We start from the raw sequence: 24,738 nt of genomic DNA on the forward strand, positions 1-24,738 counted from the left end.
GCATTAAAAACCAACTAAAATGAAAAGTCAAATGAGAAAAACCACCAACCAATTGATCATCATCTTGCTAAGTTTAGGAATTTTTTCCTGCGAAATGCAAGAAATCGACAGCCCGATTGCCGAGGCTAACGAAATGGAATTCCTAGCGACCAGCATCTCGGATTCAGAAACGGACCCTAACCTTAGGGTTGCGGCCAACCTTATCTTTGAAGAAACATTTGAAGGAAACAACCCCTTGAGCTTCACATGGAAACAATTGGCTTCCAGTTATTCCTTTGGGACACCTACAAATCCAAAATTCCAAGGAGCCAAATCAGGTAAATTTGAGTTGAGATATGGCGACAAAGTTCAATCCAATTCGGGGGTCAGGGCAGAAGTACTCTTCCCCGCACAAAATCACCGGGAAAGATGGTATTCATTTGCTGTTAATTTCCCTTCGGATGGATTTCAAATGGATACCGACACGGAAATCATCTCCCAATGGCATCAAGAAGGAATGGGAAGCCCAAGCGCTTCCTTGAATGTGAAAAATGACCGATTGATATTGATCGTTGGCAATGTTCAAACCGGATCCAGCAACAAAGACAATATAGATTTGGGTCAAGTTCCAAAAAATTCCTGGAACGAGTTTGTCTTTCATTATATCCATTCGAACGGGTCAGATGGCTTAATTGAAGTATGGCAAAACGGAAAGAAAATCGTGACCAGAAGAGGGGGGAATATCTACAAAGGCGATCTTCCAAAATGGAAAATAGGCCTATACAAATGGACTTGGGCAAACAGAAAAACCAATGTCTCCAAAAGGATTATTTACTTTGACAATGTCAGAATGGGAAATCAAAATGCCTCATTCAACGACATGACTTCCTTCGGGACAACCCAAAGTTCTTCCACAGATACAGCAGAAAGCAGTCCAAAGAGCACCACTACAACTTCTTCTGGATCCTCACCAATCACCGGATTTTCATTGATACAATCCAATATCAATAAATACTTACAGGAAATATCAGCTGGAAACGTTATCCCGACCACTACCCATAAAATGAACATTCAGGCCAATATGGTCACTGGCTTCAAAGGATCGGTAAGTTTTTCCTTGACAGGTGCTTCCACCCAAAACTTCACGGATCAAACCGCACCTTTTACTTTATTTGGTGATGATGGAAGAGGAAATTATTATTTTGGTACTGGCTTGCCCAAAGGGGATTATACCTTGGTGGCTATGCCGAGCACTGGAGCTTCAAAAACCATCAAATTCACCCTCAGATAAATTCATAATCCTTATAAAAAAAGGGCCACCTCAATGTTTGAGATGGCCCTTTTTTTATAAGTCTAGTTGAAAGGGATTTTGATTTTTTGGGCAATATTTTAATGTAAACCCCTGATTCACCCTACTTTTTTATTATGCCTAGAACCCGAAATATGCATCAGGTTTCCAATTGGGCTTGAAACCTTAAGAAAATCAGGCGCTTGGAGGGCAAGTCGTTCAACCCATATGATGATGTCGAAAACAGCAAACAACCGACTGATTATCCATTAATTTCAGGATCGAGTCCAATTGGAAATGCATAAGACAGGTAAAAACCCGAGATACACGGGTTAAAACCCGGCGTAACAGGCCAAACCCGACTGCAATCTTTCACTGGAAACCTTCCACATTTTACCTTTCCTGAATGGATTTTCATACTTTTTTTCAACCCGACAACCTATAAAAACTACCCGTATTGATATTGTCAAACATACATTAGGGATCAAAAGGCTTTGGTTAATCATCCAAACCAAGGAAAAAGTAACCCTTGTGTATCAAAAAAACATTGGGACCAAAAAATATTTGTAGAATCCCACCTCCTCAAATTGTGGAAACAATGTACAAATCGAATCCACAATCCTTTGAGATGATTTCTCCAGAAAAAAAATATTTGTATTCCAGAAAAATATTTTCGGGCAAATAAGGCAAATTCAATGAACCCAATCCTTGAATAACCTTGGGTTCATTGAAAGGAATCTTGATCCAAATGACTTCATCTTCCATTTTCCAACAGCTCATTCCTCCACATTGAATCGCTGGGAAAGGAACTACAAGGATTCCCTTTTTGCTATCGGGGCAGAAAGACAGCTTTCGGGAATTGCAAAAGCATCTGTAAGCGCAATGGCATCAGGCCGGATTTCCCAACAGAGTTGGTTGACCATTTTCCTGATGGCCTTTGTTTTCACCCCCTCCATATAGTCTTGTTCCAAAAACCACCCACGGTTTTTTTCCAAGGTGTGGAGTGCATACAATTGACACATTTGGGTGAGTGCTTTTTTACTGCCTTTGTCCGCTATGCTTTTTATTTTCTCCTGAAACTGTTCCAAAACAACCCGCTCGATATATGCCTGACCTACATTGATCAAATGGTGCTGGCAGACATTGAAGGCATCAAAAGAATCCATTCCCCCATCTATCAGCCGCTTCAGTCTACTTGCTGCCGAACCCAAAATTGCTTGCTCCCTGTAACGGAATGCATTAAGGTGAAAATCAAAATCCAGTAAATGTTCAGGATTTGTACTCCTGATGATAAGGGGATTTTTTTCGGACACGTAGGTCATGGCTTTGTCCGTTACAAAGTTGAAAATACCGAATACGTTCATGTCGCCAAACTCCTGCCTGAACTCGGTCAGCCTGCTTTTTGCCACCAATTGCATCAAGACCGTATTGTCACCTTCAAAAGTGGTGTAGATTTCAGTGTCGTTTTTAAGTGCGTCAATCCTATTTTCGGACAAATACCCCTTGCCTCCACAAGCCTCCCTTGCCTCCTGAAGGGTGGCGGTGGCAAACCAAGTGGTGTAGGCTTTCAACCCTGCTGCCAATGCCTCGATTTCCTGGGCCTCCTCTTCGGCTTTATTCAAAAACCTCTCCGTCAAATATTTCAATGCAAAATGCAAGGCATAGGAAGTGGCCAAAGGGGGAATCAATCTTCGCTGATGCATCCTGTAGTTCAAAATCGGCACTTCTTCTCCCCCTTCGGGACCAAACTGTCTTCGCTTGTCCCCATATCGGATGGCGATGGTCAATCCCGATTTTGCCGCCGTAAGAGCTGATCTGGGAATTCCAATCCTTCCGCCAACCAAGGTCCCCAGCATCACAAAAAACCTCCTGTTGTCACTGGAAATGGGACTTTCAAACTCCCCTGCCTCATTCACCGAGGCATACTTATCCAGCATGTTTTCTTTCGGGATGATCACCTGATCAAAATAGATCACACCATTGTCAACGCCATTGAGGCCCATCTTCCGACCACAGTCTTCTATTGTCACGCCATTCTCTAATTTTCCTGACTCGTCCCGCAAAGGAACCACAAAAGCATTGACCCCATAATCTATCCCATCGATGACCAATTTGGCAAAGACCGTGGCCATTTGTCCATGCACAGCAGCATTGCCAATGTACTCCTTTCGGGAAGAAGGGTCCGGACTGTGGATGGAAAACGTCTGATCTTCATGATTATAGGTCGCGGTCGTCCGAATGCCTTTTACATTGGAGCCATGGCCAGTTTCCGTCATGGCAAAACATCCGGGAAGGGAAAGTGAACCGATTTCCCGAAGATATTTGCGATGGTGCTTTTCCGTACCGAGGTAATAAACACTCATTCCCCAGAGCCCAAACTGGACTCCAAACTTGATCACCAAGCTGAGATCGTGATAGCTCAGGGTCTCCATAATGGTGAAATAACCTTCCATATCCCCCTTGCCACCATCTTCTTTGGGAAATCCCCAGCTGCCAAGACCATGATCTGCCAATATTTTGCACCAATCAAAAACCTGCTGCCTGTATTCATTAAAAGGATCCGGGGCTACATAAGCGAAATCTGGGGCGGAAATTACACTTTTCACCTTTTGGATCAGTGCTGCCTGATTTCCTTCCAATATGCCTTGGAGTGCAGACACATCAAAGCTTGTCGCGGAATCATGTTCCGAAGTAAGCGTAATGTGCCCTTCCTGAAAGGCAAAGCCTGTATTCCTTTCCAAAAACCCAAGCTTTCGGGAGGTCTCAACGAATGCCAATTCGCTTTCTTTGTCCAATTCCCTATGCTGTTCTTTTGCTTGTTTTGCAGCCAGTTCGATTCCAATTGCAGGCAGGTTTTTTTGACTCGGGTCAAAGGATTGGAGGATCAAGGAATTCCAAGAGTGGAGTGTTTTGGGCCTAGGTGGATGCAGTGGATCAATCTGCTCCATCAAAAATGCTTTCTCTTCCTCGGCTAACCAATTTTGGCCATTGATCAGCTCCTTTATAGACCTGATCTCTTCAGACATTGGGCTGGAATCCATCCAATACCGATAAAAAATTGGGAGAAAATAATATAATTTCGGGTTTTTTTTAAAATATGGGGATGCAAGCATAGTTTTTTTTTGAAATGCCGATGAGCAGTGCTAAAACTTACTCAAATGAAAAGAAGATACCCAATTCAAAACGCAAAATCGAAAAGGATGTTCCCTATCACAAGTTAGAAATGTTGGTTTTAACCCGTATTTTTCGGATTGAATCGGTAGGTCAAATTCTTTTTTGCCTTTTTTTTCCGTTCAAAAAAAAGCACTTAACTTACTATCCCACCAAAAGAACCGGGAGACCAAATCGCCCATAAAACCATCGTCCAAAAATGACACAAAATGACATTGCCAAAACTCCTCACCCCCCCTATTATGCGGTGATTTTCACTTCCCACCGGACCCATATCGGAGGCGAGGAATACCTCAAAATGGCCGAAAAAATGGTCAGCCTCGCCCAGAAGCAACCTGGATATTTGGGACACGAAAGTGCACGCGAAGACCTGGGCATCACCGTCAGCTACTGGGAATCCCTGGAGGCCATCCGCAGTTGGAAAATGAATGGTGAACATTTGATTGCCCAAAAAATGGGAAGGGAAAAATGGTATTCTGCCTTCAAAACGAGGATTTGTCTGGTAGAAAGGGATTATGGGATGGAGGAATTAGGATGATGTTTCATTGTGGCCAATAGTTGAACCCGAAATATGCAATAGGTTTCCAATTGAGATTGAAATTGAAAGAAAACCAGACAATTGGGAATCCAATTCCTGACACCGATAGGGTGAAGTCAAAATAAGTCAACAACGGACTATTTATCAGTTAATAAAGTATTGAAAGGCATTCGCAATGCATAAAACGGGTTGAAAAGACCCGAAAAAAACATGGTTTTGATCGGCAGGCCAATGCATTGAAAAAACAGCTTCAAATCCCAAGATTAGCATCAGCAAAAGCAATATTTCCCTATTCTGACAAAGGATCGAAGTCAAGCCAAAGCTGCTTTCCAAAAAGCGTTTTTTCTTCCGTCAGGTTGAGATTGGAAAGCCCCAAGCCCAGCAGTCTCACTGATCCCTTCAGCTCTTCCTGCTGCAAGAGTTCCATTGCTGTTTCCCAGATGACCTCCATTTCGGGATATTGTTCATAACTTTTGCTGCGGGTTTGGATCGTGAAATCACTGTATTTGATCTTCAGCGTCACTGTACGGCCCTTGATGCCGGTTCTTTCTATCCTTCGTGTCAATTCTTCGAAGATCTTGGCCAACTCCTCTTCCCATTCACTTTCCTTGGAAAGGTCTTTCTCAAAGGTATTTTCGGCACTAAGGGATTTACGGATGCGATTCGGCTGTACCTCACTCAGGTGGATCCCTCGGACAATGTTGAAGAAATGCAATCCAGACTTCCCAAACCGCTTGGTCAAAAACTGGAGCGAAAACTCCTTCAGATCCCGACCGTTGTGGATCCCCAGTTGTTTCATTTTATCTGCAGTCACTTTTCCGATCCCAAAAAATCGCTCGATGGGCAATTTCTCCAAAAAATCATGTGCGTCTTTGGGAAGGATTAAGGCTTGCCCGTTGGGTTTATTGAGGTCAGAGGCGGTCTTGGCCAGAAATTTATTGTAAGAGATTCCAGCAGAGGCATTCAGCCCAACTTCCTTCTTGATCCTGTCCCTGATTTCTTGGGCGATAAGAGTCGCTGAAGGGTTGTTGACTTTGTTCTCCGTGACATCCAAAAATGCTTCATCGAGGGAAAGGGGTTCCACCAAATCCGTATATTCAAAGAATATTTCCCTGATCTGACCTGAAATCTCCTTATACCGATCAAATCTAGGCTTTACAAAAATCAATTGAGGACATTTCAAGGCCGCCATTTTTCCGGACATGGCAGAACGAACCCCAAATTTTCTTGCCTCATAACTGGCCGCCGCCACCACTCCCCTTTCCATATTCCCACCGACTGCGACTGGTTTTCCCTTGAGTTCAGGAAAATCCATCTGCTCGACGGAAGCATAAAATGCATCCATATCCACATGAATTATTTTTCTGATCCCTTCCATTCATCCTTTAAAATTGGTCAAAACCCCTCCAGCACTTCCCGAATGGCTTCGGACTTGAGCAGACATTCCTGATATTCATATTCCGCATCTGCGTCATGGGTGATGGCACTTCCCACTGCAAAATAACCTTTGCCGGAGGCTTTATCAAAAACGATACTTCTGATGACGACATTCAGGTCAAAATCCCCATTCGCTTCAAAATACCCCAAAGCGCCTGAATACCATCCCCGCTTGAAATCCTCGTGCCGCTCTATCAGCTCCATGCACATGATCTTGGGAGCGCCCGTCATACTTCCCATCGGAAATGTGGCCTGGACAATGGTTTCCAGGGAAAGGTCACTTCGCACCTTGGATTTCACTGTGGAGATCATCTGGGAAACCTTTGGGAATGCATAAATCCCAAAAAGCTCCTCCACCTCCACGGAGCCGACTTTGGATACTTTGGAAAGATCATTTCGCATCAAGTCCACGATCATCAGATTTTCGGCCCGTTCCTTTTCGCTGTTGGCCAAATAATCCTGAAAAATGCTGTCCTCTTCTGCATTGGCCCCTCTTTTTATGGTGCCTTTGATCGGTTGGGCAATCCATTGATCCCCCGTTTTTTTCAAAAACCTTTCTGGAGAAGCACAAACCAAATAAAGATCTTCGCCCCGGAACAAAGCTGAAAAAGGCATCGCAGACCGCTTCATCAATGCCTCAAAACCTTGAATGGGATCCCATTTTTTTTCCTCAAAAGTAAATCCCATGCAATAATTCATCTCATAAAGGTCTCCCGAGATGATATGGTTTTTAATGGATTGGATATTGGAAAAATACGTTTCTTTGTCTGTCATTGCAGTCACTAAAACGTGTGGATTCGGGATCAAAGGATGCGAAAAAGCCAATATCTCCGACATCAGCTGGTCGCCATGCTCATGGATTACCGAGATTTGATTTTCCTCAATGAGGATCTCCAGTTCGGGCAAGAAAAAAACAGATTCCGGACAATCCACAGGCGCCGGATGATCACTGGTCAATTTTTCAACAACGTTTTTGTAATCATATCCGATGATACCCACCATCTTTTGTTTCCCATAAATAGCTGTGGCCTCTTTGAGGGGAAATGCTGATTTGGCAGCGTAAAACTGGTGTTTGAAACCCTGATGGGGGTATGGAATCCCATTGTCTGTAAAATAGGCAAAAAAGGGATAGTGGTGATTCGCCCAATTCAACAATTTAGAAATCCAAATGGGATCATTGGGCAATGGAAAGGTGTTTTTTCCTGACATGGCCTAAAATTACAGCTTTGGATGGGATAAAAAAAAAGAGGAAATCCGAAGATTTCCTCTTTAATACGTATTGTTCTTGTTGCACTTATTTCGCGTTGATATCAAACATCACACTTACAGTGTTGTAGATGAACTGATCTTTTGCTTTGTCCACGGCAGAACTTTCGTCACCGTAAGACAAACCCCAAGAAGTTCTGTCAATGTTGAAACCAGCTTTCGCGGCTACTGCGCCATCAGTGATGGAAACTGTTGCCGGGAATTTGATGTTTTTGGTAGTTCCTCTCATGGTCAAGTTACCAGCGATCCAATGTGTTGGATTTGAACCGGCCAACTCAGAATCAGAAGCGGGAGTGTTGTCAGAAGCGAATTCGTCTTTGTCAGCTACGCTATTGTTTGACGTGTAGGCAGTCACTTCCGTTACTTCGAAAGTTGCCTGAGGATGATTGGCAGCATCAAAGAAATCTGGAGACTGCAAATGGCCATGAAGTTTTCCATAATCTTCGGATCCTTCGGCCAAATCTTCGATTTTAAGATCAGGAATGCTGAATACAAATTTGCCTCCAGTGATTTCTTCTCCAGCGACTACCAATTCGCCAGAAGTAACGGGGATAAAACCGTAATGCTGACCAGATGGCTTGTAACCTTTCCAATTCACTTTGCTGGATTGATTGTCGATCACCAAGGTCTCGCCAGTAGCTTCACCTACCTCTTGCGCGTCTGTAGTTTCTACAGTGTCACCTGACTTTCCACAAGCTACCATCATAAATGAGGCAGCCAATACCAAACCTGTTTTTTGAAGTAATTTCATAGTTTTGTAAAATTTTTGAATTTTCGATATTAAATGTACGAACATGAAAACCAATTATTGACAAAAAAGTTCAACCTTCAACGAAATTAAATTAATTTTAGTCCTCAAAAATTAATGATTCATCGAAAATTAAGCAAAAAAATATGGCTTTGATAAAACGTGTCAATGGGCATCTCCCGATGCTGGGCGAAAATTGTTGGTTGGCTGAGAACGCCACGGTGGTGGGCGATGTGGTCATGGGCAAAAACTGTACGGTTTGGTTCAATGCCGTAGTCAGGGGTGACGTCCATGAGATCAGGATTGGAGATGACACCAATATCCAGGATGGGGCCATCATCCATTGTACCTATAAGAAAGCAGGAACGTATATCGGCAACAAAGTTTCCATTGCCCACAATGCCGTCGTGCACGGTTGCACCATACACGACAGCGTCCTGATCGGCATGGGAGCCATTGTGATGGATGGAGCGGTCATCCATTCTGGAGCCGTGATTGCGGCAGGTGCCGTTGTCCTTGCGGGCACGATCGTGGAAGCCAATAGTATATATGCAGGAATGCCTGCAAAAAAAGTGAAAGATACCGGACCAGAAATGCTCGAGGTGATTGAAAGGACGGCAAAAAATTACCCAATGTATGCAGAATGGTACAAGGAGGAATAGACGACAAGAGACCCAATGATAACCTGGAGACTGGGGCTACATGGAAAAAACACTTTCCCTAGAATCCTTTTTGTCCTCCATGGTTATCCAAACATTTTGACGGGAATCGTTTTGACCAAGTTGGAGAGGATTCATCCTTAACACTAAAAAATGAAGTAAAATCAATATTTTTTAGTTTAATTTTTTCCTGTTTTTTTCATATAAAACAACTTTTTTATGGTACAAAAGATTTTTTTTTATATATAAATATCGATATTTGAAATGGCAGTCGGTTCCCGAGACCCCTGGGTTTTCGGGATGTTAAACGTGATTTTTTCATATTCTATTCTGGCATTTAATATAGAATGACATGAAAAATTTTCTTGAGAGGTTTTCCAGTGGCAAAAACATCCTCATTTTGTTTGTCGCCTTTTTTGTTTTCAACATGTTTCTCTTTCCTTATTATATCCCCATCAATGAGCCCCTGGATTTGAAATTTGCATATTCATCCAAACAAGCCTACCAATTGATCGAAGGCTATGGGGAAACAGACAGACAAATTTATGCGAATTGCCTGATCTATATCGATTTTGTCTATCCAGTAATCTATGGTTTGATGTTCAGTTTTTTACTTTTCCGAATCAAGAAAAGTGTGATTTTGGCCCAAATCCCCTTGTTGGCAAGCCTTGCAGATTTCATCGAAAACATTGGGATCATCACCCTCTTGCAATATTTTCCGGGTAAGAATCTTTTGCTTGCGGGAATGACCAGCATGTTCACCACCTTGAAATGGTTTTCCATCATGGCTTCCCTTTCCATTTTGGCTATTCTGCTTGTCCAAAAATTGATCAAAAAACCTCAAACAGTGGAATTGTAGTCAGAAAAGCATGAATGACCATTTGAACCCGAAACATGCATTCGGCTTCCCGATGGGATTTCAACTGCATAAAATTCAGATTATTGAAAATAATTAGTGTTACCAATAGGCTGAAATCAAAAAGAATTCACGACTGAAGCTTATTCAGCCATTTCAGGCGGGGATAGAAATGGCTATGGAGCAAACGGGGCTCAATGAATCTCATGCAACTCTGACACCTTGATTCGTTCCCTCCTGACTTCTAAAGCCTTAAAATTCGGCAGTGACTCTGGCACCGGACAGAAAGGAAAGTCCTGGGATAAAAAAAGGGCGTTTAAAAAACCAACAGCTTAAAATCAAGACCTAATGATCCCAATTTGAATTCCTATCCACAACTCCCGGAAAATTTCAATTTTTTCAAAAAAAGTGGAAAACTTTTTAATATTTTTTTGTGATTGAACAAAAGCCTCTTAATTTTAATAAAACTAGAAACCAAAGTTTTATGAAGGAAGAATATTTCAAATGGCATTCCCCTCACCTCCACAGAGAGGTCGAAATGATGGTTTTTGGCCATTCAGGGTACCCCGTAGTACTTTTTCCTACATCCATGGGGTCATTTCACGAAAACAGGGACATGGGACTCATCTCCGCAGCACAGTGGTATATTGATCAGGGATTGATCCAAATATTCTGTCCGGAAAGCAATGACCGTCAGAGCTTTTACAACAAAGGCATCCATGCACACCAGCGCATCCAAAACCATCTGGCCTATGACAAAATGATCTGTCATGAAGTCGTGGAACGCATCCGGCTGAACACTGCCGTTGGCAAAGTGGTGATGGCAGGCTGTAGTTTTGGTGGATATCATGCCGCCAATTTTGCCTTTCGACATCCCGGCTATTGTAGCCATATGTTTTCGCTGTCCGGAGCCTTCGAAATAAGGAATTTTATGCATGGTTACCAGCATGACGATATTTTCTACAACTCCCCTTTGGAATTTCTGAAGCAACTCAATGATCCTGAGCTTTGGAAGATGGACATCATCTTGGGAACCTCCAATTGGGACATTTGCTTCGATGCCAACATCAAACTGAGCGACATCCTTGAAAGTCGAGGCGTTCGCCATTGGCTGGATGTCAGGAAAAATCGCCATCACGATTGGCCACTTTGGAAGGAGATGTTCCCCCACTACCTATCAAGAATCAAATTCGATTAAACAAAAATCACCTCATATGAAAAAGATTGGAATATTATTTGGCATGGAAGACACTTTTCCCCATGCATTCGTGGAAAGAGTAAATGAGAAAAAAGAAAGCGGCATCTTCGCGGAAGCTGTTCTGATCGACAAAGTGATTCAAAACCAATCCGACGACTATTCAGTCATCATCGATAGAATTTCCCAGGACGTCCCTTTTTACCGTGCTTATTTAAAAAATGCGGCTCTCACCGGTACCGCGGTCATCAACAATCCTTTTTGGTGGAGTGCAGATGACAAGTTTTTCAACAATGGTCTGGCCGACAAACTTGGCGTGCCCCTACCCAATACGGTGATTTTACCATCCGCAGAACACCCAACAGACACGACTGGAAAGTCCTTCCGAAACCTTGCACTTCCAATGGATTGGCAGTCTATTTTTGATTATGTGAAATTCCCTGCTTACATGAAACCCTATGCAGGTGGTGGTTGGAAAAATGTTTACCGTTTGGAAAACAAAGAAGAATTTTTCAAAACCCATCCTGAAACAGGCCAACTGGTCATGATGCTTCAGGAGGAAATCGTTTTTCAGGAATATTTCAGGGTCTATTGTTTGGGTGGAAAAGCTGTCCGGATCATGCAGTACGAACCCCGAAATCCCCACCACCTTCGCTACGTGGTAGACGGTCCGCCTGCTTCCAAAAAATTATTGGCAACAGTAAAGGATTATACCATCAAACTTTGCAAAGGATTGGGTTATGATTTTAACACCGTGGAATTTGCCGTAAAAGACGGAATACCCTACGCCATTGATTTTGGCAATCCGGCTCCGGATGCCGACATCAACTCGGTAGGACAAGCGAATTTTGATTGGGTGGTAGAGGAATCCGCAAAAATGGCCATCGCCTACGCCAAAGCACAAAAGCCTGGACAAATCAATCTCTCCTGGGGTACGTTCATGAGAGATGCAGTGCAAATGGCCCAAAGATTTTGATCATGAAAAAACTACCAGTTTTCACACTTGGAGTAGAAGAGGAATTCCAGATCATCGATCCAGAAACCAGGGACCTCCGCTCCCACATGTCCAAGATCGTGGACGGTGCAAAAATCTACTTGAAGGAACAGGTTAAATCCGAAATGCACCAATCCGTTGTAGAAGTGGGAACCAACATTTGCCATAATATTGCAGAAGCCCGGAAGGAAGTAGGTTTCCTCCGGCAACAGATTGTGGAGTTGGCCGACAAGCAAAACCTCATCGTCGGGGCGGCAGGAACACATCCCTTCTCAAAATGGCAGGAACAATCGATCACGGATGATCCACGCTATCACAACATCATCAATGAACTCCAGGACACAGCAAGATCCAATTTGATTTTTGGGATGCACGTCCATGTAGGCATCGAAAACAGGGACATTGCTTTGCAGATCATGAATCAAGCCTGTTATTTCTTGCCCCACATCTATGCACTTTCCACCAATTCCCCTTTTTGGGAAGGCCGAAACACAGGGTTCAAGGCATTTAGGGCAAAGGTTTTTGCGAAATTCCCGAGGACGGGACTGCCTGAATACTTTGACTCCGTCCAGTCCTATGACAATTATGTGGAAACATTGATCAAAACAAATTGTATCGACAATCCCAAAAAGATTTGGTGGGACCTTAGGATGCATCCTTTTTTCAGTACGATTGAATTCAGGATTTGCGACATGTGCCTTACAGTAGACGAAACCATCTGTATCGTAGCCCTGATACAAGCGGTGGTCGCCAAACTCTACAAGATGCATTTGATGAACACGAGTTTCAACATCTATCGCATCGCCCTGATCCGGGAAAACAAATTCCGTGCAGCCCGATATGGGACCGAGGGAATGATGATTGACTTTGGCCAGCAAAAGGAAGTGGTGTACAAAGAATTGATGATAGAATTGCTGGAGTTTATCGATGACGTGGTAGACGAACTTGGAAGCAGGGAGGAAATCAACCATATCCATCAAATCCTGGAAACAGGAACTGGTGCTGACAAACAGTTGAAGGTTTATGAGGAAACCCAAGACCTCAAAAAAGTGGTGGATTTTATCACAGGGGAATTTACAAAAGGCCTCTAAGCAGAAAATCCTATGGATTTTGACCATTGTTGTTTGGGCAAAAAAAGCAACAATGGTTACGTCCATGATTTCTTTTGTTTCATCCAGTGTGGGATAAAAGAATTTGTTCACGACCTTTGCGGATGACTGAAAATCTCCAAGCGAGAACACTAGCCCTGCCAGTCAGAAAAAAATAAAATGCAAATGGAACCAAAGGAAAAAATCAAACTTGCTGTTTTGGATATGTATGACGCTGAACCCAATCAGGGGATGCGCTGCATATTCGACATTGTGGGCCGCTTTCAGGATGAAATCAGCTTTACTGTTTTTGACGTCAGAGGCAAAAATGAGCTGCCCGCCATAGGTGATTTTGACATCTACATCTCCACTGGAGGTCCTGGAAACCCTTTGGAAGGAAACGGGGAATGGGACACTGCCTATTACCGATTTATCGATACCCTATGGAATTGGAACAAGGAAAATGCAAACAAAAAGCACCTGCTGTTGATCTGCCATTCCTTCCAAATGGCTTGTAAGCATTTTGGTCTTGCCGAAATCACAAAAAGAAAATCCACTTCCTTTGGTGTGATGAGAATCCCAAAAACAATCGATGGATTGGAAGACCCCTTGTTTGAAGGGCTCCCCCAGCCATTTTATGCCGTTGATTCCAGAGATTACCAAGTGGTCCAACCAAGATTGAATAAATTCAAGCAAAAGGGTGCTTCCATTATTGCATTGGAAAAAATAAGGAGCCATTTGGAATATGAGCGCGCCATCATGGCCGTCCGCTTTTCAAAAGAAGTAGTAGGTACCCAATTTCATCCGGAAGCGGATCCGATCAGCTTCATGAACCACCTGAAAAAGCCGGAAGTTAAAGAGAAAATCATCCAACTGAAGGGAAAGGCAAGGTACAGAACCATGCTGGAATATCTGATGGACGAGGACAAGATCTACAAGACCAATGAAACACTCATCCCCAATTTTCTGAGAAATGCCTTGGATGACGTCCTAAGGTATCAACAAGCGTTTTCACATTAATCCTTCCATCCAATATGCTCAAAAATTACCGGGAATTTTTCAACAGCCAATTCAGTCAAGAAAAATATTTGGCTTTTTTGGATGACATCAGGCGTGATTTTGATTATTTGCCAACCTTTAGAATTGCAGAAACGCCATTTTTTATTTCGAAGGAATTGCAGGCGAAACTCATGGAAGGTAGTCAGCAGGTGATCGACTTCATCCAAAAACCTGGTTTTAAAGCATTGACCGAAAAATCCCTGGCTGTCAATTCCTCCGTTCCCAAGGAAGATGGACATCCGCAATTCATGGCCATCGACTTTGGCATCTGTGAGGAAAATGGGGAGATCGTCCCAAAATTGATTGAAGTGCAAGGCTTCCCTTCCATTTTCAATTTTCAGATGAACCTGTTTGAAAAACTCACGAGCCACTATCCATTTCTTGGGGAGCTGACCCCATATCTGAACGGAATGGACAAAGACAGTTATCTGGAAAAATTAAAGGAAGTCATCCTGAACGGTCATCCCAAGGAAAATGTGGTTCTCTTGGAGATCGAGCCCGAAAAACAAAACACCAAAATTGATTTTTATTATTGCAAGCAGGATTTGGGGATCCCCATCATATGCGTCACGGAAGTGATCAAAAAAGGAGATACGCTTTTTTACAAAGACGAAGCGGGAAATCTTATCGAAATCAAAAGGCTATACAATCGCGTCATTTTCGATGAATTGGAATTGAGAAAGGATTTGATCCTGGACTTCAGTTTTTCGGATCACTTGAATGTGGAATGGGCCGGCCATCCGAACTGGTTTTTCAGGGTAAGTAAATTTATCCTCCCCTATCTCAAAGGGGAATATTTTATTGAATCAACACTCTTGAGTGAGTTGGAGGAAATCCCCGAAGACTTGGAGAACTATGTATTGAAACCACTTTTTTCATTTTCGGGAACAGGTGTGGTGTTCCACGTCAAAAAATCAGATGTGGAAGCAGTTCAGGAAAAAGATCTTTATGTGCTTCAGAAAAAAGTAAACTATGCCCCAATCATCCAAGCGCCGGAAGGAATGATCAAGGCAGAAGTTCGTATTTTGGCCGTTTGGCCGGAAAAGGACGAAAACCCCACTTTCATGTCCAATTTGGTCCGCCTCAGCCGTGGAGAAATGATTGGCGTCAAGTTCAACAAAGACAAGGATTGGGTGGGTGGCACCATCGGGCTTTTTGAACATTAAAAAACCGAAAAATTCATTCCGATTCTTTATCAGGTTGAAACTACAGGAAAATCAGACGATTTGTAGAATATTGCGCAGCCCCGATGGGATGAAGTCAAAAACAGCAAACAACTACCTGATTTTTAATTAATTTCAGGAGGGAGTGAAATTGGTAAAACACTGCGCGGGTCAAATCAAAATCAATGACTTCCAGACTGTAGCCACCAAGTGAAATTCCTACTCTTTGGTTGCCCATCCCATTTCACCTCCACTGAAAAGAAAAACCATTCTTTTATCAAGAATACCTTTTAATTCCATAACTTTTTGATAGTTTAAGGGTTATTAAGAACCTTTTAAAAGCTTAATTTTTCCCAATAGCCAAACAATAATGATCATAGGGATAGTAAAAGAACCTGAAGAAGAATCAAGGGTTGCCATGTTGCCTGAGGCTGTAAAAACCCTTAAAAGCTGGAATGTCGAAGTAATGGTGGAAACCGACGCAGGTAAAAGAGCCTTTGCCGATGACGCATTGTACCAAGAATCAGGTGCGGAAATTGTCGACCGCAGCACCCTTCTTCAAAAGGCCGATATTGTCTGCGGCGTACAAGCGCTTTCGATTGCCGAAATAGGGTCAATGGGTCCAAAATCGGTTTTGATGGGCCAGTTCAACGCCCTTTACAATCCAGAACTCACCCATTTCCTCATCCACGAAAGTCGAACTGCCTTCAGCATGGAACTTGTTCCTAGAACAACCAGGGCGCAATCCATGGATGTTCTTTCATCGATGGCAACGGTGGTTGGTTACAAGGCCGTATTGATGGCCGCGAACTTACTTCCAAGATTTTTTCCGATGTTCATGACTGCGGCAGGGACGATTACTCCCTCAAGGGTTTTGATTTTGGGTGCGGGTGTGGCCGGTCTGCAAGCCATTGCCACAGCCAAAAGACTTGGAGCGACTGTTTTCGCATTTGATGTGCGCCAAGCAGCCAAAGAAGAGGTCATGTCCCTGGGCGCCAAATTTGTCGAAGTCGAAGGTGCCACAGATGACAAAAGTGCCGGAGGATATGCCGTTGAGCAAAACGAAGATTTCATCCATCGACAAAAAGAAGCCATCCACGAACAAGCAACGAAAGCGGATGTGGTCATCACCACTGCCCAAATTCCGGGAAAGAAAGCACCCTTGCTCATTGAAGAAAGAACAGTCCTTGCCATGAAACCCGGAGCGGTCGTCATTGATTTGGCAGCATCCTCAGGTGGAAATTGTGCGCTCACCCAAGCTGACCAAACAGTCAGTATCAATGGCGTTAGCATTGTGGGCGTGGGCAACCTTGCTGCTCAACTCCCCCAAGATGCAAGTAAAATGTATGGAAAAAACTACCTCAATTTTTTGAAATTGATCATCAAAGAGGGACAAATGAACCTCAATTTTGAAGATGATATCGTCTCAGGAACCTGTGTCTGCCATGAAGGCAAGCCAGTCAATTCCCGGATCACCCAAATGATAAACAATTAACCATGGAACAGCTACTGAATTATTTTGGCGAAAACATGGAAATGATCTATTTCCTGATTTTAGCAGTCTTATTGGGCGTAGAGGTCATTTCCAATGTCCCCGCCATCCTCCATACCCCGCTGATGTCAGGCGCCAATGCCATTCATGGCGTGGTCGTGGTCGGTGCCATTATCGTCATGCTCCATGCTGCACCTGACAATTATCTTGCCTTGACGGTAGGCTTTTTGGCAGTGGTCATGGGTACGCTCAATGTGGTGGGTGGATTTGTGGTCACGGACAGAATGCTGGAAATGTTCAAGAAAAAACCGAAGAAGTCATGATCAGTTTGAATATATTGGAAATTTGTTACCTATTCGCCTCCCTGACTTTTGTGATCGGACTGAAAATGCTCAGTCATCCCGACACCGCCAGAAAGGGGAATCTCTTTGCTGCGGCAGGGATGTTGGTGGGTATTCTTGCCACTCTTACCCTCTATCAGACATTTGACCCAGACAAAATGGTCAACTATATTTTGATCGGTTTGGGCTTACTTGTTGGATCCGTCATTGGAACTGTCATGGCCAAAAAGGTCAAAATGACGGCGATGCCTCAAATGGTTTCTTTCTTCAACGGGATGGGTGGTGCATGTGCGGCATTGATCGCCATCATCGAGTTTCAGCACCACGATCCAGCCATGGTCAGTTCTTTACTGAATGGAGAAATGTTGGTCATGCTGATGGGACTTGTGATCGGGGGTGTTTCCTTTTCGGGATCGATGGTTGCATACGGCAAATTGGAAGGAAAAATAAAGGACAAAACCCTTCCGTTCAATCAAATCATCAACAACAGCCTATTTTTGGTGATCATCATTCTGATCATCATCCTCATGACCGGCCAATCCATCAACAATCCGCTTTTCTATGTCTTGATGGTGCTTGCTCTGATCTACGGGATATTGTTTGTCATGCCGATTGGTGGGGCAGATATGCCCGTGGTCATTTCGCTGCTCAATTCCTTCACTGGGATTGCCGCCGCCTTGGGAGGTTTTCTGTATGGCAACAAGGCGATGCTCACCGGAGGAATCCTGGTAGGTTCCGCCGGAACCATCCTGACCATTCTCATGTGCAAAGCCATGAACCGTTCCCTGCTCAATGTCCTTTTGGGGGCTTTTGGCGGAACTGCCGGGGGTGTGGGGAAAAGTGTGGACGGAGAACAGAGCGCTCGGGAAATCAGCATTTCGGATACCGCCGTGTTGCTTTCCTATTCGCAACGTGTAGTGATCGTCCCAGGATATGGACTTGCCGTGGCGCAAGCCCAACACAGTTGCCACGAACTCGAGAAACTACTGGAGGAAAAAGGGGTAGAAGTGAGTTATGCCATCCACCCCGTAGCGGGGAGAATGCCTGGACACATGAACGTGTTGCTGGCCGAAGCGGACGTTCCCTATGAGCGGATGCAAGAAATGGAAGAAATCAATCCCAAACTTTCACAAGTGGACGTGGTAGTGGTGATCGGTGCCAACGATGTGGTCAACCCAGCCGCCAAAAACGATCCTTCCTCGCCCATTTTCGGAATGCCCATCTTGGAAGTGGACCAAGCCAAAAATGTGATCATCCTCAAAAGGGGGATGGCTGCTGGCTATGCGGGGATTGAAAACGAACTCTTCTTCTATCCAAAAACCAGAATGCTTTTTGGGGATGCCAAAGACTCGCTTCAAAAACTTGTTGGAGAAGTAAAGGCCATCTAAGCCTCGATACGTTTAGGAATCCAATAGATAAAAAGATATTTGGCGAATGCTTCTCTCTTTCCATTGAAAATTGCGAGCGCAGTGCCAGAAAAACCAAAAAAGGCCGGTAGATTTATCGGCCTTTTTTTGGTGGGATTTTTTCTATAATCTCAAACCCGAAATGTGCAATAAGTTTTCCAATAGGTGTTGAAACTACAAGAAAATCAAACCATTTGGAGAATAAGGTTTTGTGCCAAAACGGCGAAGTCATAAACCGTCGACAAGCGACTGATGATGAAGTATTTTCAGGATGGAATGGGATTGGAAATGCATAAAACGGGTTAAACCCATAATATGCATTCGATTTCTAAAAAAAGGAGTTTATTAAACTCCAAGAAAAACAGACCATTGGAAGAAAAAGTCCTCTTGCCGATATGTTGAAGTCAAAAACAGAGCATAACTGACTGATGATTAAATAATTTCGGGCTGGAATCGAAATGGTCATGCATTATACGGGGTTTAGAACCCATTGAGGTAGGTGAAATTTATGCTTCGCATTTCAAATCCATCCCTGCACAATCCTTTGCTTTATTGTTGGGAAAAATCCAAAGAAAGCCGCATTTCCCTTTTTGATTGGCTGATCCACATTGTCAAACAAAAAACAAGCCCCCATCCTCCAAAACTTCCTCATACCGCTCTTTGTCAAATCGATAGAGAAAAGGGGATTTGTGCGCCAATCCACGTTTGACCTCCTCGAGACGGATGACGATGCCGGATTTCAGAATCTTCTTCTGGAAATTGCGCGGATCAATCTTCTTGTCTAAAACCGCCTCATATAGCCGCATCAATTCGGGCATGGTGAATTTCTCAGGTAAAAGATTGTAACCCAAAGGCTGAAAACTCAATTCCCTTCTCAAAGATTGAATGGCCTTTTCCAAAATGGCATTGTGGTCAAAAAGCAATTTTGGGACTTCTTTCAAGTCAACCCATTTGCACTCATCTGTGTATTTGTCCGGGTTTGGAAAAACCATTGCATAGTCTACCAAAGCAAAATAACCGATGGAAACCGCCCGATCATACCAATGTTCAGTGGAAATGACGTGCCCCAACTTATTCTGTAACTCCTTTTTGTCGTAGCGGTGAAGATCACCAAAAGTATGGAATTGCTTGAGGAAAATTTCAGTAAGACCTGTCCTTTCCATCAAAACCCTATTGGCGGCATCGTCCACAGACTCCCGTTGCAGCACAATTCCTCCCGGCAAACTCCACTCCTCTGTCTCCTTCCATCTGAGCAACAAAATCTTCAATAATCCATCATGGAAACCGAAAATCACACAATCTAACGACAGTTGGGGGATTAAATCCAAACCTACTGCGCCTTTACTATCGTCTTCCATTTTGCAATTTAAACAAATCAATATGTCGCATACAGAAAATGAATACTATTTATTAATTGGTTTTAGTCTCTTTCACTGCCCCATTAACTAAAATATCATTCCTCAATCCGTCAAAAACTTTCTTTTCCAATATTTAGCAGAAAGCCTTTCAGAAATTGATCTTGCAAAATAAAGAAAATAAGAGATGGGCGAGTGTTTTATATTGGGTAAATTTTAAATCAAAAATAAACCATTTAACATTTATAGGGCATTCCTGAATCCTGTTTGGATATATTTGTGTAAAGGCCTTTTCGTTAAAATTTTAATTATGAAAAAAAGACATTTGCTTTCAATCGCATTGGGTGCCATTTTGATACTCCCTGCGCAGGCACAACAAATAGATGGATTTTCCAATGCATCAGGTGAAAAACAAAGAAAAACCGAAGCACAATTTCTGAAAACGGTGGATTTCAGCAGGTTCAAAGAACACCTGACCACCATCACTTCCGAGCCGCATCCCGCAGGTTCTCCCGCCAATGAAAAGGTGAAAGATTACCTCGTGAAAACGATGAAAACCGCGGGATGGGATGTAGTCGTCCACCCCTACGATGTCTACCTTTCCAAGACTCCCGGCGAGTCCTTGGTAGAAATCATCACTCCGATAAGAAAACCGCTCAACCAGCAGGAATATGTTTTGTCCGAAGACCCGTATTCTTCCAATCCGGATCTCTGGAAAGGATGGAATGCCTTTTCGGGTAGCGGAGATGTGACCGCGGAGGTGGTGTATGCCAACTATGGCCTAAAAGCGGATTTCGAAAGATTGAAAGAACTGGGCATCGATGTCAAGGGCAAAATCGTTCTGGCCAGATATGGCGGGAATTTTAGAGGATTCAAAGCAAAATTTGCAGAAGAATATGGGGCGATTGGTCTGTTGATCTTTACCGATCCAGGGGATTCCGGTTATGCAAAAGGTTTGGTCTATCCCGAGGGGATTTATTACAATGAAAGTTCTGTCCAAAGAGGCTCATTGCTTACTTTGGACTGGACAGGAGACGCCTTGACCCCTTTTGAACCAGCATTGCCACTGGATGGAAAAACCAAAATCAAACGTCTCAATCCTGATGAAGTGGGGCTACATACCATTCCCGTCACGCCGATTCCTTATGGCTCTGCCCAAGAAATCATTGCGCAAATGAAAGGAAAGCCTGTTCCGAGTGGCTGGCAAGGTGGACTTCCCTATACCTATCGGTTGGAGGGTGGAAAAGAACTCCGAGTAAGATTAAAAGTGCAGCAGGACAGAGAATATGTGAGAGCCAACAATGTAGTCGCAACCTTAAAAGGAAGTACAAATCCCGACGAATGGATCATCTTGGGTTGTCATTATGATGCCTGGAGTTTTGGCTCCACCGATCCCAATTCAGGCACTTCAATGCTCTTGAGCTTGACTGAAACCTTGGGAAATATGGCCAAAGAAGGTTTCCAGCCTTCCAGATCCATCATGATCGCCCATTGGGATGCCGAAGAACATGGCGTGATCGGTTCCACAGAATGGGTGGAACAATTCAGGGATGAGCTCAGTGCCAAAGCGGTTGCCTATATCAATTTGGATGCAGCAGTTTCCGGAAGGAATTTTGGAGCATCTGCCTCCCCTACGCTCAAGAAAATCATTATGGAATCCGCCAAGGAAGTGGCCTTTCCGGATTCGGCCAAATCCGTATATGAAGTCTGGGCGGGCAAAAAAGAAGAACCCAGCATCGGCAATCTTGGCGGTGGATCGGACCACATCGCCTTTTATATGCATGTCGGCGTACCTTCCCTGAATGGCGGAACGGGTGGACCCACCTTGTACCACACCAACTATGACAACCTCCACTTCTATGAAAAATTCGCTGATCCAACTTTCCAGATGGGCGGAACCGTGGAGCAGCTTGTAGGGATCATGAGCTTGAGGTTGGCCAATGCCGATATCATTCCCTATCAGGTTTCCAGATACGCCCAGGACATGGCGCTCCATTTTGAAAATGCCGAAAAGGGAATCAAAGCCTTTGACACTGCTTTTACCGGATTCGAAAAATCAAAAGCGGCAAACACCGCCATGAAATCCAGTGCAGCAGAATTGGACAGTAAAATCGCCTCGGTCTTGAAGACAAGTCAAGTGGATGCCAAAAAACTGAAAGCCATCAACAAGGATCTCCTGGGATTGGAAAAGAGTTTCATCGATCCCAAGGGCATGTATTTTGGGGATTGGTACCGTTCGCTTTATGCTTCTTCCGATCCATTTAGCGGATATGCTTCATGGGTACTGCCAGGCATCCAATATGAAATCGCATTGAAATCCACAGACCGCTTGATGGAATGGGACGAACGCTACAGCAAGGCGATCTTGGACCTAAAACAAAAAATAGATGCTTTGATCAAGAAGATTTAATTCCTCGAGGGTGAATTGGATTGTTTTGATTATTGGTACAAGCATTTGTTGTTTTCAAAAAAATGAATGCACGGATGAAAAATTATAGCCCAAAATGCCAAAAACCAATTGAGCTTTGTTCTTGTCGGAATTATTCTTGAACTGATTTACGCACAGGTAGTCATTGGGAAGAAAAGAAAAAAGGCCATCGGAAATTCCCGATGGCCTTTTTCTTATTTCCTTGTCCTAAAAAAATCATTCTGCAATCGGCTCTTTTGTTCCGTTGTACAATTCATATTTCAGGAGTCGGCAATCAATCGTTCCGTTGTAAAACTCCATTCTTCGGGAAGCTTTCAGACCGATTTTTTTGGCCAGTTCCAAATTTCCGGTGAATATAAATCCGGTGTAGCCTGCACATCTTTTCTTCAAGAAATCACCCATGCGCTTGTAGGTAAGTTCAAGTTCTTCTTCTTCTCCCAGCCTTTCGCCATATTCAGGATTCAGGAAGACGACCCCGTTTTCCTCTTCCGGCAAACTCGTCTCTTCAAAATCGCATTCCTCCAGCTGCAGCAATGATAAAACCCCTGCAGTTTCGGCATTTTCCTGGGTGAAAGAAATTGCCTGTGCACTGATATCGCTGGCAATGATCTTCAGACCGGGAACTTCTATAATTTCGTTTTGAAGGTCTTCCTTCATTTTAGTATAGACCTCAGCATCATATCCCTGGATGAACATAAAGGAATAATGGTCTCTGTAAAGCCCCGGAAAACGGTTGGTGGCGATCAACGCCGCTTCGATCGCAAGTGTCCCTGCTCCACACATCGGGTTCACGAATGGACTTTTCCTGTCCCAGCCCGTGGCCAAAATGGTCGCAGATGCCAAAGCTTCCAACATGGGTGCAGTTCCCGGGATCTTCCGATAGCCATGCTTGGCAAGTGTTTCACCTGAGGTGTTGATATAGATGGAGGCTTCGGTTTCTTTCCAAAACAATTGGATCACAGCACCCTCATAGGCAGAACCTGAATCCGGTCTGGTACCTGTATTTTCCCTAAAACGGTCCACGATGGCGTCTTTGATCCGCACATTCACAAAAAGTGGATTGTCCACACTTTCGTTGTCCACATGGGAATAAACCGAAAAATAAGTTTGATTGCTGATGTATTCCTCCCAAGGCAAAGATTTTATCCTTCTGTAGATATCATCGGCATGCCTGAGGTAAAAGGATTTGATTTCATAAAGGACATGACTGGCAGTCCGAAGATGAAGGTTCAGAAAAATACATTCGTTGAGAGAAGCGTAAAGCTCTACCCCTGTCCTGAAAACCAGTTTTGGCTTAAATCCCAAATCCTTTAATTCCTTCTCCAAGATGGCGGAGAACCTGTCTTTGCAGGTGATGACCACCTTGCCCTTTGCATTAAAATCTGTCATGGTGCAAAAGTAAGGAATAAAATGCTCCTTTCCTTCACCCATGTTTTTCTTCAGGGTCTACTCCGGTTGGATGACCACCGTTTCGGTGAGTACAGGACTCACCAGAAAATAACCCAAAACCTCTCCACCGCCTTCAAGAATCCGGATATTTGTCTTCGGATTCTCTGGTGGCGGACTGAAAAGCCCTCCGTCGTTAAACAATAAATTCACCAATTGATTGAGGTAATCAAAGGCATCTTGGTTCAGTCGGTAAAGCTCAATCCGCACCTTGTCATTTTCCTTAAACCTGAAGCCGGACAATTCAAATCCCCGATTCAAAATGGATGTCCCAAAGGTATCGTCAAACAAAAGGTAATCGGATCGTCTGTTCAATAAAGTATCGTTTCGCACCAGCCTGACCCGATAATTATTGTCGGTGGTAAATGGAATATCGCCATATAGGGTCAGGTAATATCCCTCATCCCTAAAAATCCTTTCCTCCTTGAATGCGTACGTGATGCTGTCCAATTTTGGCGGTGCCAAAAGTGTTCCGGAAGAGATATAATGGTTCTCCCCCATCAAGACATGAAGCTCATATTTTTCCTCGATTCTCCCGCCCAGGTTATTGACCGGAATGTACCTGGAGACATCTTCGGAAAAACGGAAATTGTACCTAAAACCATTCCCCGAATTGACCACATAAACCTCAGCATTGTCCACCACCTCACCTGGTCCCTCTGAATAATAATCTTTGGACAATGAAATTTTCACCTGGTTCAATCCTCCCACATTTGTCCAAATCCCTTCAATAATGGGGATGGATTCCTTTTTTTGGAGATCAAGAAAAACCTCCTCCTGACAGGAGAAAAAAGGCAACAAGAGAAGACAATATAAAATTCTTTTCATA

Annotated in this window: 20 protein-coding genes; 13 read left to right on the forward strand and 7 right to left on the reverse strand. The window is 43.7% G+C overall.

Annotated elements, in window-relative coordinates:
- Window positions 1-31: 31 nt before the first annotated feature.
- Window positions 32-1,270, forward strand: coding sequence for a polysaccharide lyase (locus tag Q7J63_RS10370; RefSeq protein WP_304885927.1), 1,239 nt, complete (start codon window positions 32-34; stop codon window positions 1,268-1,270).
- Window positions 1,271-2,076: 806 nt separating this feature from the next.
- Here the strand turns inward: Q7J63_RS10370 and Q7J63_RS10375 are convergent.
- Window positions 2,077-4,293, reverse strand: a complete 2,217-nt coding sequence (locus Q7J63_RS10375) for an acyl-CoA dehydrogenase (protein ID WP_370691890.1) — start codon at window positions 4,291-4,293, stop codon at window positions 2,077-2,079.
- A gap of 344 nt (window positions 4,294-4,637) precedes the next feature.
- On the opposite strand from Q7J63_RS10375, the gene Q7J63_RS10380 reads away from it, so the two are divergent.
- On the forward strand, window positions 4,638-4,976 hold the full coding sequence (locus Q7J63_RS10380) for an antibiotic biosynthesis monooxygenase (protein ID WP_304885931.1): 339 nt from the start codon (window positions 4,638-4,640) through the stop codon (window positions 4,974-4,976).
- Between the two features lie 289 nt (window positions 4,977-5,265).
- Here the strand turns inward: Q7J63_RS10380 and dinB are convergent, their stop codons facing one another.
- The 3 genes from dinB to Q7J63_RS10395 all read right to left on the reverse strand — a co-directional run bounded on the left by dinB (window position 5,266) and on the right by Q7J63_RS10395 (window position 8,430).
- Window positions 5,266-6,354, reverse strand: a complete 1,089-nt coding sequence (dinB, locus tag Q7J63_RS10385) for a DNA polymerase IV (protein WP_019598674.1) — start codon at window positions 6,352-6,354, stop codon at window positions 5,266-5,268.
- Window positions 6,355-6,371: 17 nt separating this feature from the next.
- Window positions 6,372-7,622 (reverse strand): anthranilate synthase component I family protein, encoded by a 1,251-nt coding sequence (locus tag Q7J63_RS10390; RefSeq protein ID WP_304885934.1) that lies wholly within the window; start codon window positions 7,620-7,622, stop codon window positions 6,372-6,374.
- An 85-nt stretch (window positions 7,623-7,707) separates the two neighbouring features.
- Entirely contained in the window at window positions 7,708-8,430 is a 723-nt protein-coding gene (locus Q7J63_RS10395) for a YceI family protein (RefSeq protein ID WP_019598676.1), read from the reverse strand.
- Window positions 8,431-8,573: 143 nt separating this feature from the next.
- Here Q7J63_RS10395 and Q7J63_RS10400 point away from each other — a divergent pair, with 143 nt between their 5' ends.
- The 10 genes from Q7J63_RS10400 to Q7J63_RS10445 all read left to right on the forward strand — a co-directional run bounded on the left by Q7J63_RS10400 (window position 8,574) and on the right by Q7J63_RS10445 (window position 18,662).
- The gene (locus Q7J63_RS10400) at window positions 8,574-9,089 is read left to right on the forward strand and encodes a gamma carbonic anhydrase family protein (protein WP_026333728.1); all 516 of its coding nucleotides are present in this window, start codon (window positions 8,574-8,576) and stop codon (window positions 9,087-9,089) included.
- A gap of 349 nt (window positions 9,090-9,438) precedes the next feature.
- Window positions 9,439-9,945 carry a hypothetical protein gene (locus Q7J63_RS10405; protein WP_304885937.1) on the forward strand — a complete coding sequence of 169 codons (507 nt, stop codon included), beginning with the start codon at window positions 9,439-9,441 and terminating at the stop codon, window positions 9,943-9,945.
- Between the two features lie 481 nt (window positions 9,946-10,426).
- Window positions 10,427-11,140, forward strand: coding sequence for an alpha/beta hydrolase-fold protein (locus Q7J63_RS10410; RefSeq protein ID WP_019598680.1), 714 nt, complete (start codon window positions 10,427-10,429; stop codon window positions 11,138-11,140).
- A gap of 16 nt (window positions 11,141-11,156) precedes the next feature.
- Window positions 11,157-12,113, forward strand: coding sequence for a RimK family alpha-L-glutamate ligase (locus Q7J63_RS10415; RefSeq protein WP_304885938.1), 957 nt, complete (start codon window positions 11,157-11,159; stop codon window positions 12,111-12,113).
- 2 nt (window positions 12,114-12,115) lie between these two features.
- On the forward strand, window positions 12,116-13,222 hold the full coding sequence (locus Q7J63_RS10420; protein ID WP_019598682.1) for a carboxylate-amine ligase: 1,107 nt from the start codon (window positions 12,116-12,118) through the stop codon (window positions 13,220-13,222).
- 177 nt (window positions 13,223-13,399) lie between these two features.
- Window positions 13,400-14,239, forward strand: a complete 840-nt coding sequence (locus Q7J63_RS10425) for a type 1 glutamine amidotransferase (RefSeq protein WP_304885940.1) — start codon at window positions 13,400-13,402, stop codon at window positions 14,237-14,239.
- Between the two features lie 14 nt (window positions 14,240-14,253).
- Window positions 14,254-15,444 carry a hypothetical protein gene (locus tag Q7J63_RS10430; RefSeq protein ID WP_304885941.1) on the forward strand — a complete coding sequence of 397 codons (1,191 nt, stop codon included), beginning with the start codon at window positions 14,254-14,256 and terminating at the stop codon, window positions 15,442-15,444.
- A gap of 367 nt (window positions 15,445-15,811) precedes the next feature.
- Window positions 15,812-16,936, forward strand: coding sequence for an NAD(P) transhydrogenase subunit alpha (locus tag Q7J63_RS10435; protein ID WP_304885942.1), 1,125 nt, complete (start codon window positions 15,812-15,814; stop codon window positions 16,934-16,936).
- A 2-nt stretch (window positions 16,937-16,938) separates the two neighbouring features.
- Window positions 16,939-17,256, forward strand: coding sequence for an NAD(P) transhydrogenase subunit alpha (locus Q7J63_RS10440; RefSeq protein WP_019598687.1), 318 nt, complete (start codon window positions 16,939-16,941; stop codon window positions 17,254-17,256).
- Window positions 17,256-18,662, forward strand: coding sequence for an NAD(P)(+) transhydrogenase (Re/Si-specific) subunit beta (locus tag Q7J63_RS10445; RefSeq protein ID WP_304885960.1), 1,407 nt, complete (start codon window positions 17,256-17,258; stop codon window positions 18,660-18,662). The genes Q7J63_RS10440 and Q7J63_RS10445 overlap by 1 nt, the downstream gene beginning before the upstream one ends.
- A gap of 629 nt (window positions 18,663-19,291) precedes the next feature.
- Here Q7J63_RS10445 and Q7J63_RS10450 read toward each other — a convergent pair.
- A complete protein-coding gene (locus Q7J63_RS10450; RefSeq protein WP_304885943.1) occupies window positions 19,292-20,038 on the reverse strand; it encodes an NUDIX domain-containing protein in 747 nt (248 codons plus the stop codon).
- Between the two features lie 307 nt (window positions 20,039-20,345).
- Between Q7J63_RS10450 and Q7J63_RS10455 the strand changes: the two genes are divergently transcribed.
- Window positions 20,346-22,445: a M28 family peptidase gene (locus tag Q7J63_RS10455; protein WP_304885944.1), complete on the forward strand. Its 2,100-nt coding sequence runs from the start codon at window positions 20,346-20,348 to the stop codon at window positions 22,443-22,445.
- Window positions 22,446-22,679: 234 nt separating this feature from the next.
- Here Q7J63_RS10455 and Q7J63_RS10460 read toward each other — a convergent pair whose 3' ends face one another.
- Together Q7J63_RS10460 and Q7J63_RS10465 are read right to left on the reverse strand one after the other, a co-directional pair.
- Window positions 22,680-23,852 carry a class I SAM-dependent RNA methyltransferase gene (locus Q7J63_RS10460; protein WP_304885946.1) on the reverse strand — a complete coding sequence of 391 codons (1,173 nt, stop codon included), beginning with the start codon at window positions 23,850-23,852 and terminating at the stop codon, window positions 22,680-22,682.
- A gap of 57 nt (window positions 23,853-23,909) precedes the next feature.
- Entirely contained in the window at window positions 23,910-24,737 is an 828-nt protein-coding gene (locus Q7J63_RS10465) for a DUF4249 family protein (protein ID WP_019598693.1), read from the reverse strand.
- Between the last annotated feature and the right edge of the window lies 1 nt (window position 24,738).

Source organism: Rhodonellum sp., from assembly GCF_030656585.1.
Lineage (GTDB): Bacteria > Bacteroidota > Bacteroidia > Cytophagales > Cyclobacteriaceae > Rhodonellum > Rhodonellum psychrophilum.

Bases quoted from the DNA above. Each gene is read 5' to 3' on its own strand.
- Q7J63_RS10370 (WP_304885927.1), top strand. From the start codon at position 32: ATGAGAAAAACCACCAACCAATTGATCATCATCTTGCTAAGTTTAGGA.
- Q7J63_RS10375 (WP_370691890.1), bottom strand. From the start codon at position 4,293: ATGTCTGAAGAGATCAGGTCTATAAAGGAGCTGATCAATGGCCAAAAT.
- Q7J63_RS10380 (WP_304885931.1), top strand. From the start codon at position 4,638: ATGACACAAAATGACATTGCCAAAACTCCTCACCCCCCCTATTATGCG.
- dinB (WP_019598674.1), bottom strand. From the start codon at position 6,354: ATGGAAGGGATCAGAAAAATAATTCATGTGGATATGGATGCATTTTAT.
- Q7J63_RS10390 (WP_304885934.1), bottom strand. From the start codon at position 7,622: ATGTCAGGAAAAAACACCTTTCCATTGCCCAATGATCCCATTTGGATT.
- Q7J63_RS10395 (WP_019598676.1), bottom strand. From the start codon at position 8,430: ATGAAATTACTTCAAAAAACAGGTTTGGTATTGGCTGCCTCATTTATG.
- Q7J63_RS10400 (WP_026333728.1), top strand. From the start codon at position 8,574: ATGGCTTTGATAAAACGTGTCAATGGGCATCTCCCGATGCTGGGCGAA.
- Q7J63_RS10405 (WP_304885937.1), top strand. From the start codon at position 9,439: ATGAAAAATTTTCTTGAGAGGTTTTCCAGTGGCAAAAACATCCTCATT.
- Q7J63_RS10410 (WP_019598680.1), top strand. From the start codon at position 10,427: ATGAAGGAAGAATATTTCAAATGGCATTCCCCTCACCTCCACAGAGAG.
- Q7J63_RS10415 (WP_304885938.1), top strand. From the start codon at position 11,157: ATGAAAAAGATTGGAATATTATTTGGCATGGAAGACACTTTTCCCCAT.
- Q7J63_RS10420 (WP_019598682.1), top strand. From the start codon at position 12,116: ATGAAAAAACTACCAGTTTTCACACTTGGAGTAGAAGAGGAATTCCAG.
- Q7J63_RS10425 (WP_304885940.1), top strand. From the start codon at position 13,400: ATGCAAATGGAACCAAAGGAAAAAATCAAACTTGCTGTTTTGGATATG.
- Q7J63_RS10430 (WP_304885941.1), top strand. From the start codon at position 14,254: ATGCTCAAAAATTACCGGGAATTTTTCAACAGCCAATTCAGTCAAGAA.
- Q7J63_RS10435 (WP_304885942.1), top strand. From the start codon at position 15,812: ATGATCATAGGGATAGTAAAAGAACCTGAAGAAGAATCAAGGGTTGCC.
- Q7J63_RS10440 (WP_019598687.1), top strand. From the start codon at position 16,939: ATGGAACAGCTACTGAATTATTTTGGCGAAAACATGGAAATGATCTAT.
- Q7J63_RS10450 (WP_304885943.1), bottom strand. From the start codon at position 20,038: ATGGAAGACGATAGTAAAGGCGCAGTAGGTTTGGATTTAATCCCCCAA.
- Q7J63_RS10455 (WP_304885944.1), top strand. From the start codon at position 20,346: ATGAAAAAAAGACATTTGCTTTCAATCGCATTGGGTGCCATTTTGATA.
- Q7J63_RS10460 (WP_304885946.1), bottom strand. From the start codon at position 23,852: ATGACAGATTTTAATGCAAAGGGCAAGGTGGTCATCACCTGCAAAGAC.
- Q7J63_RS10465 (WP_019598693.1), bottom strand. From the start codon at position 24,737: ATGAAAAGAATTTTATATTGTCTTCTCTTGTTGCCTTTTTTCTCCTGT.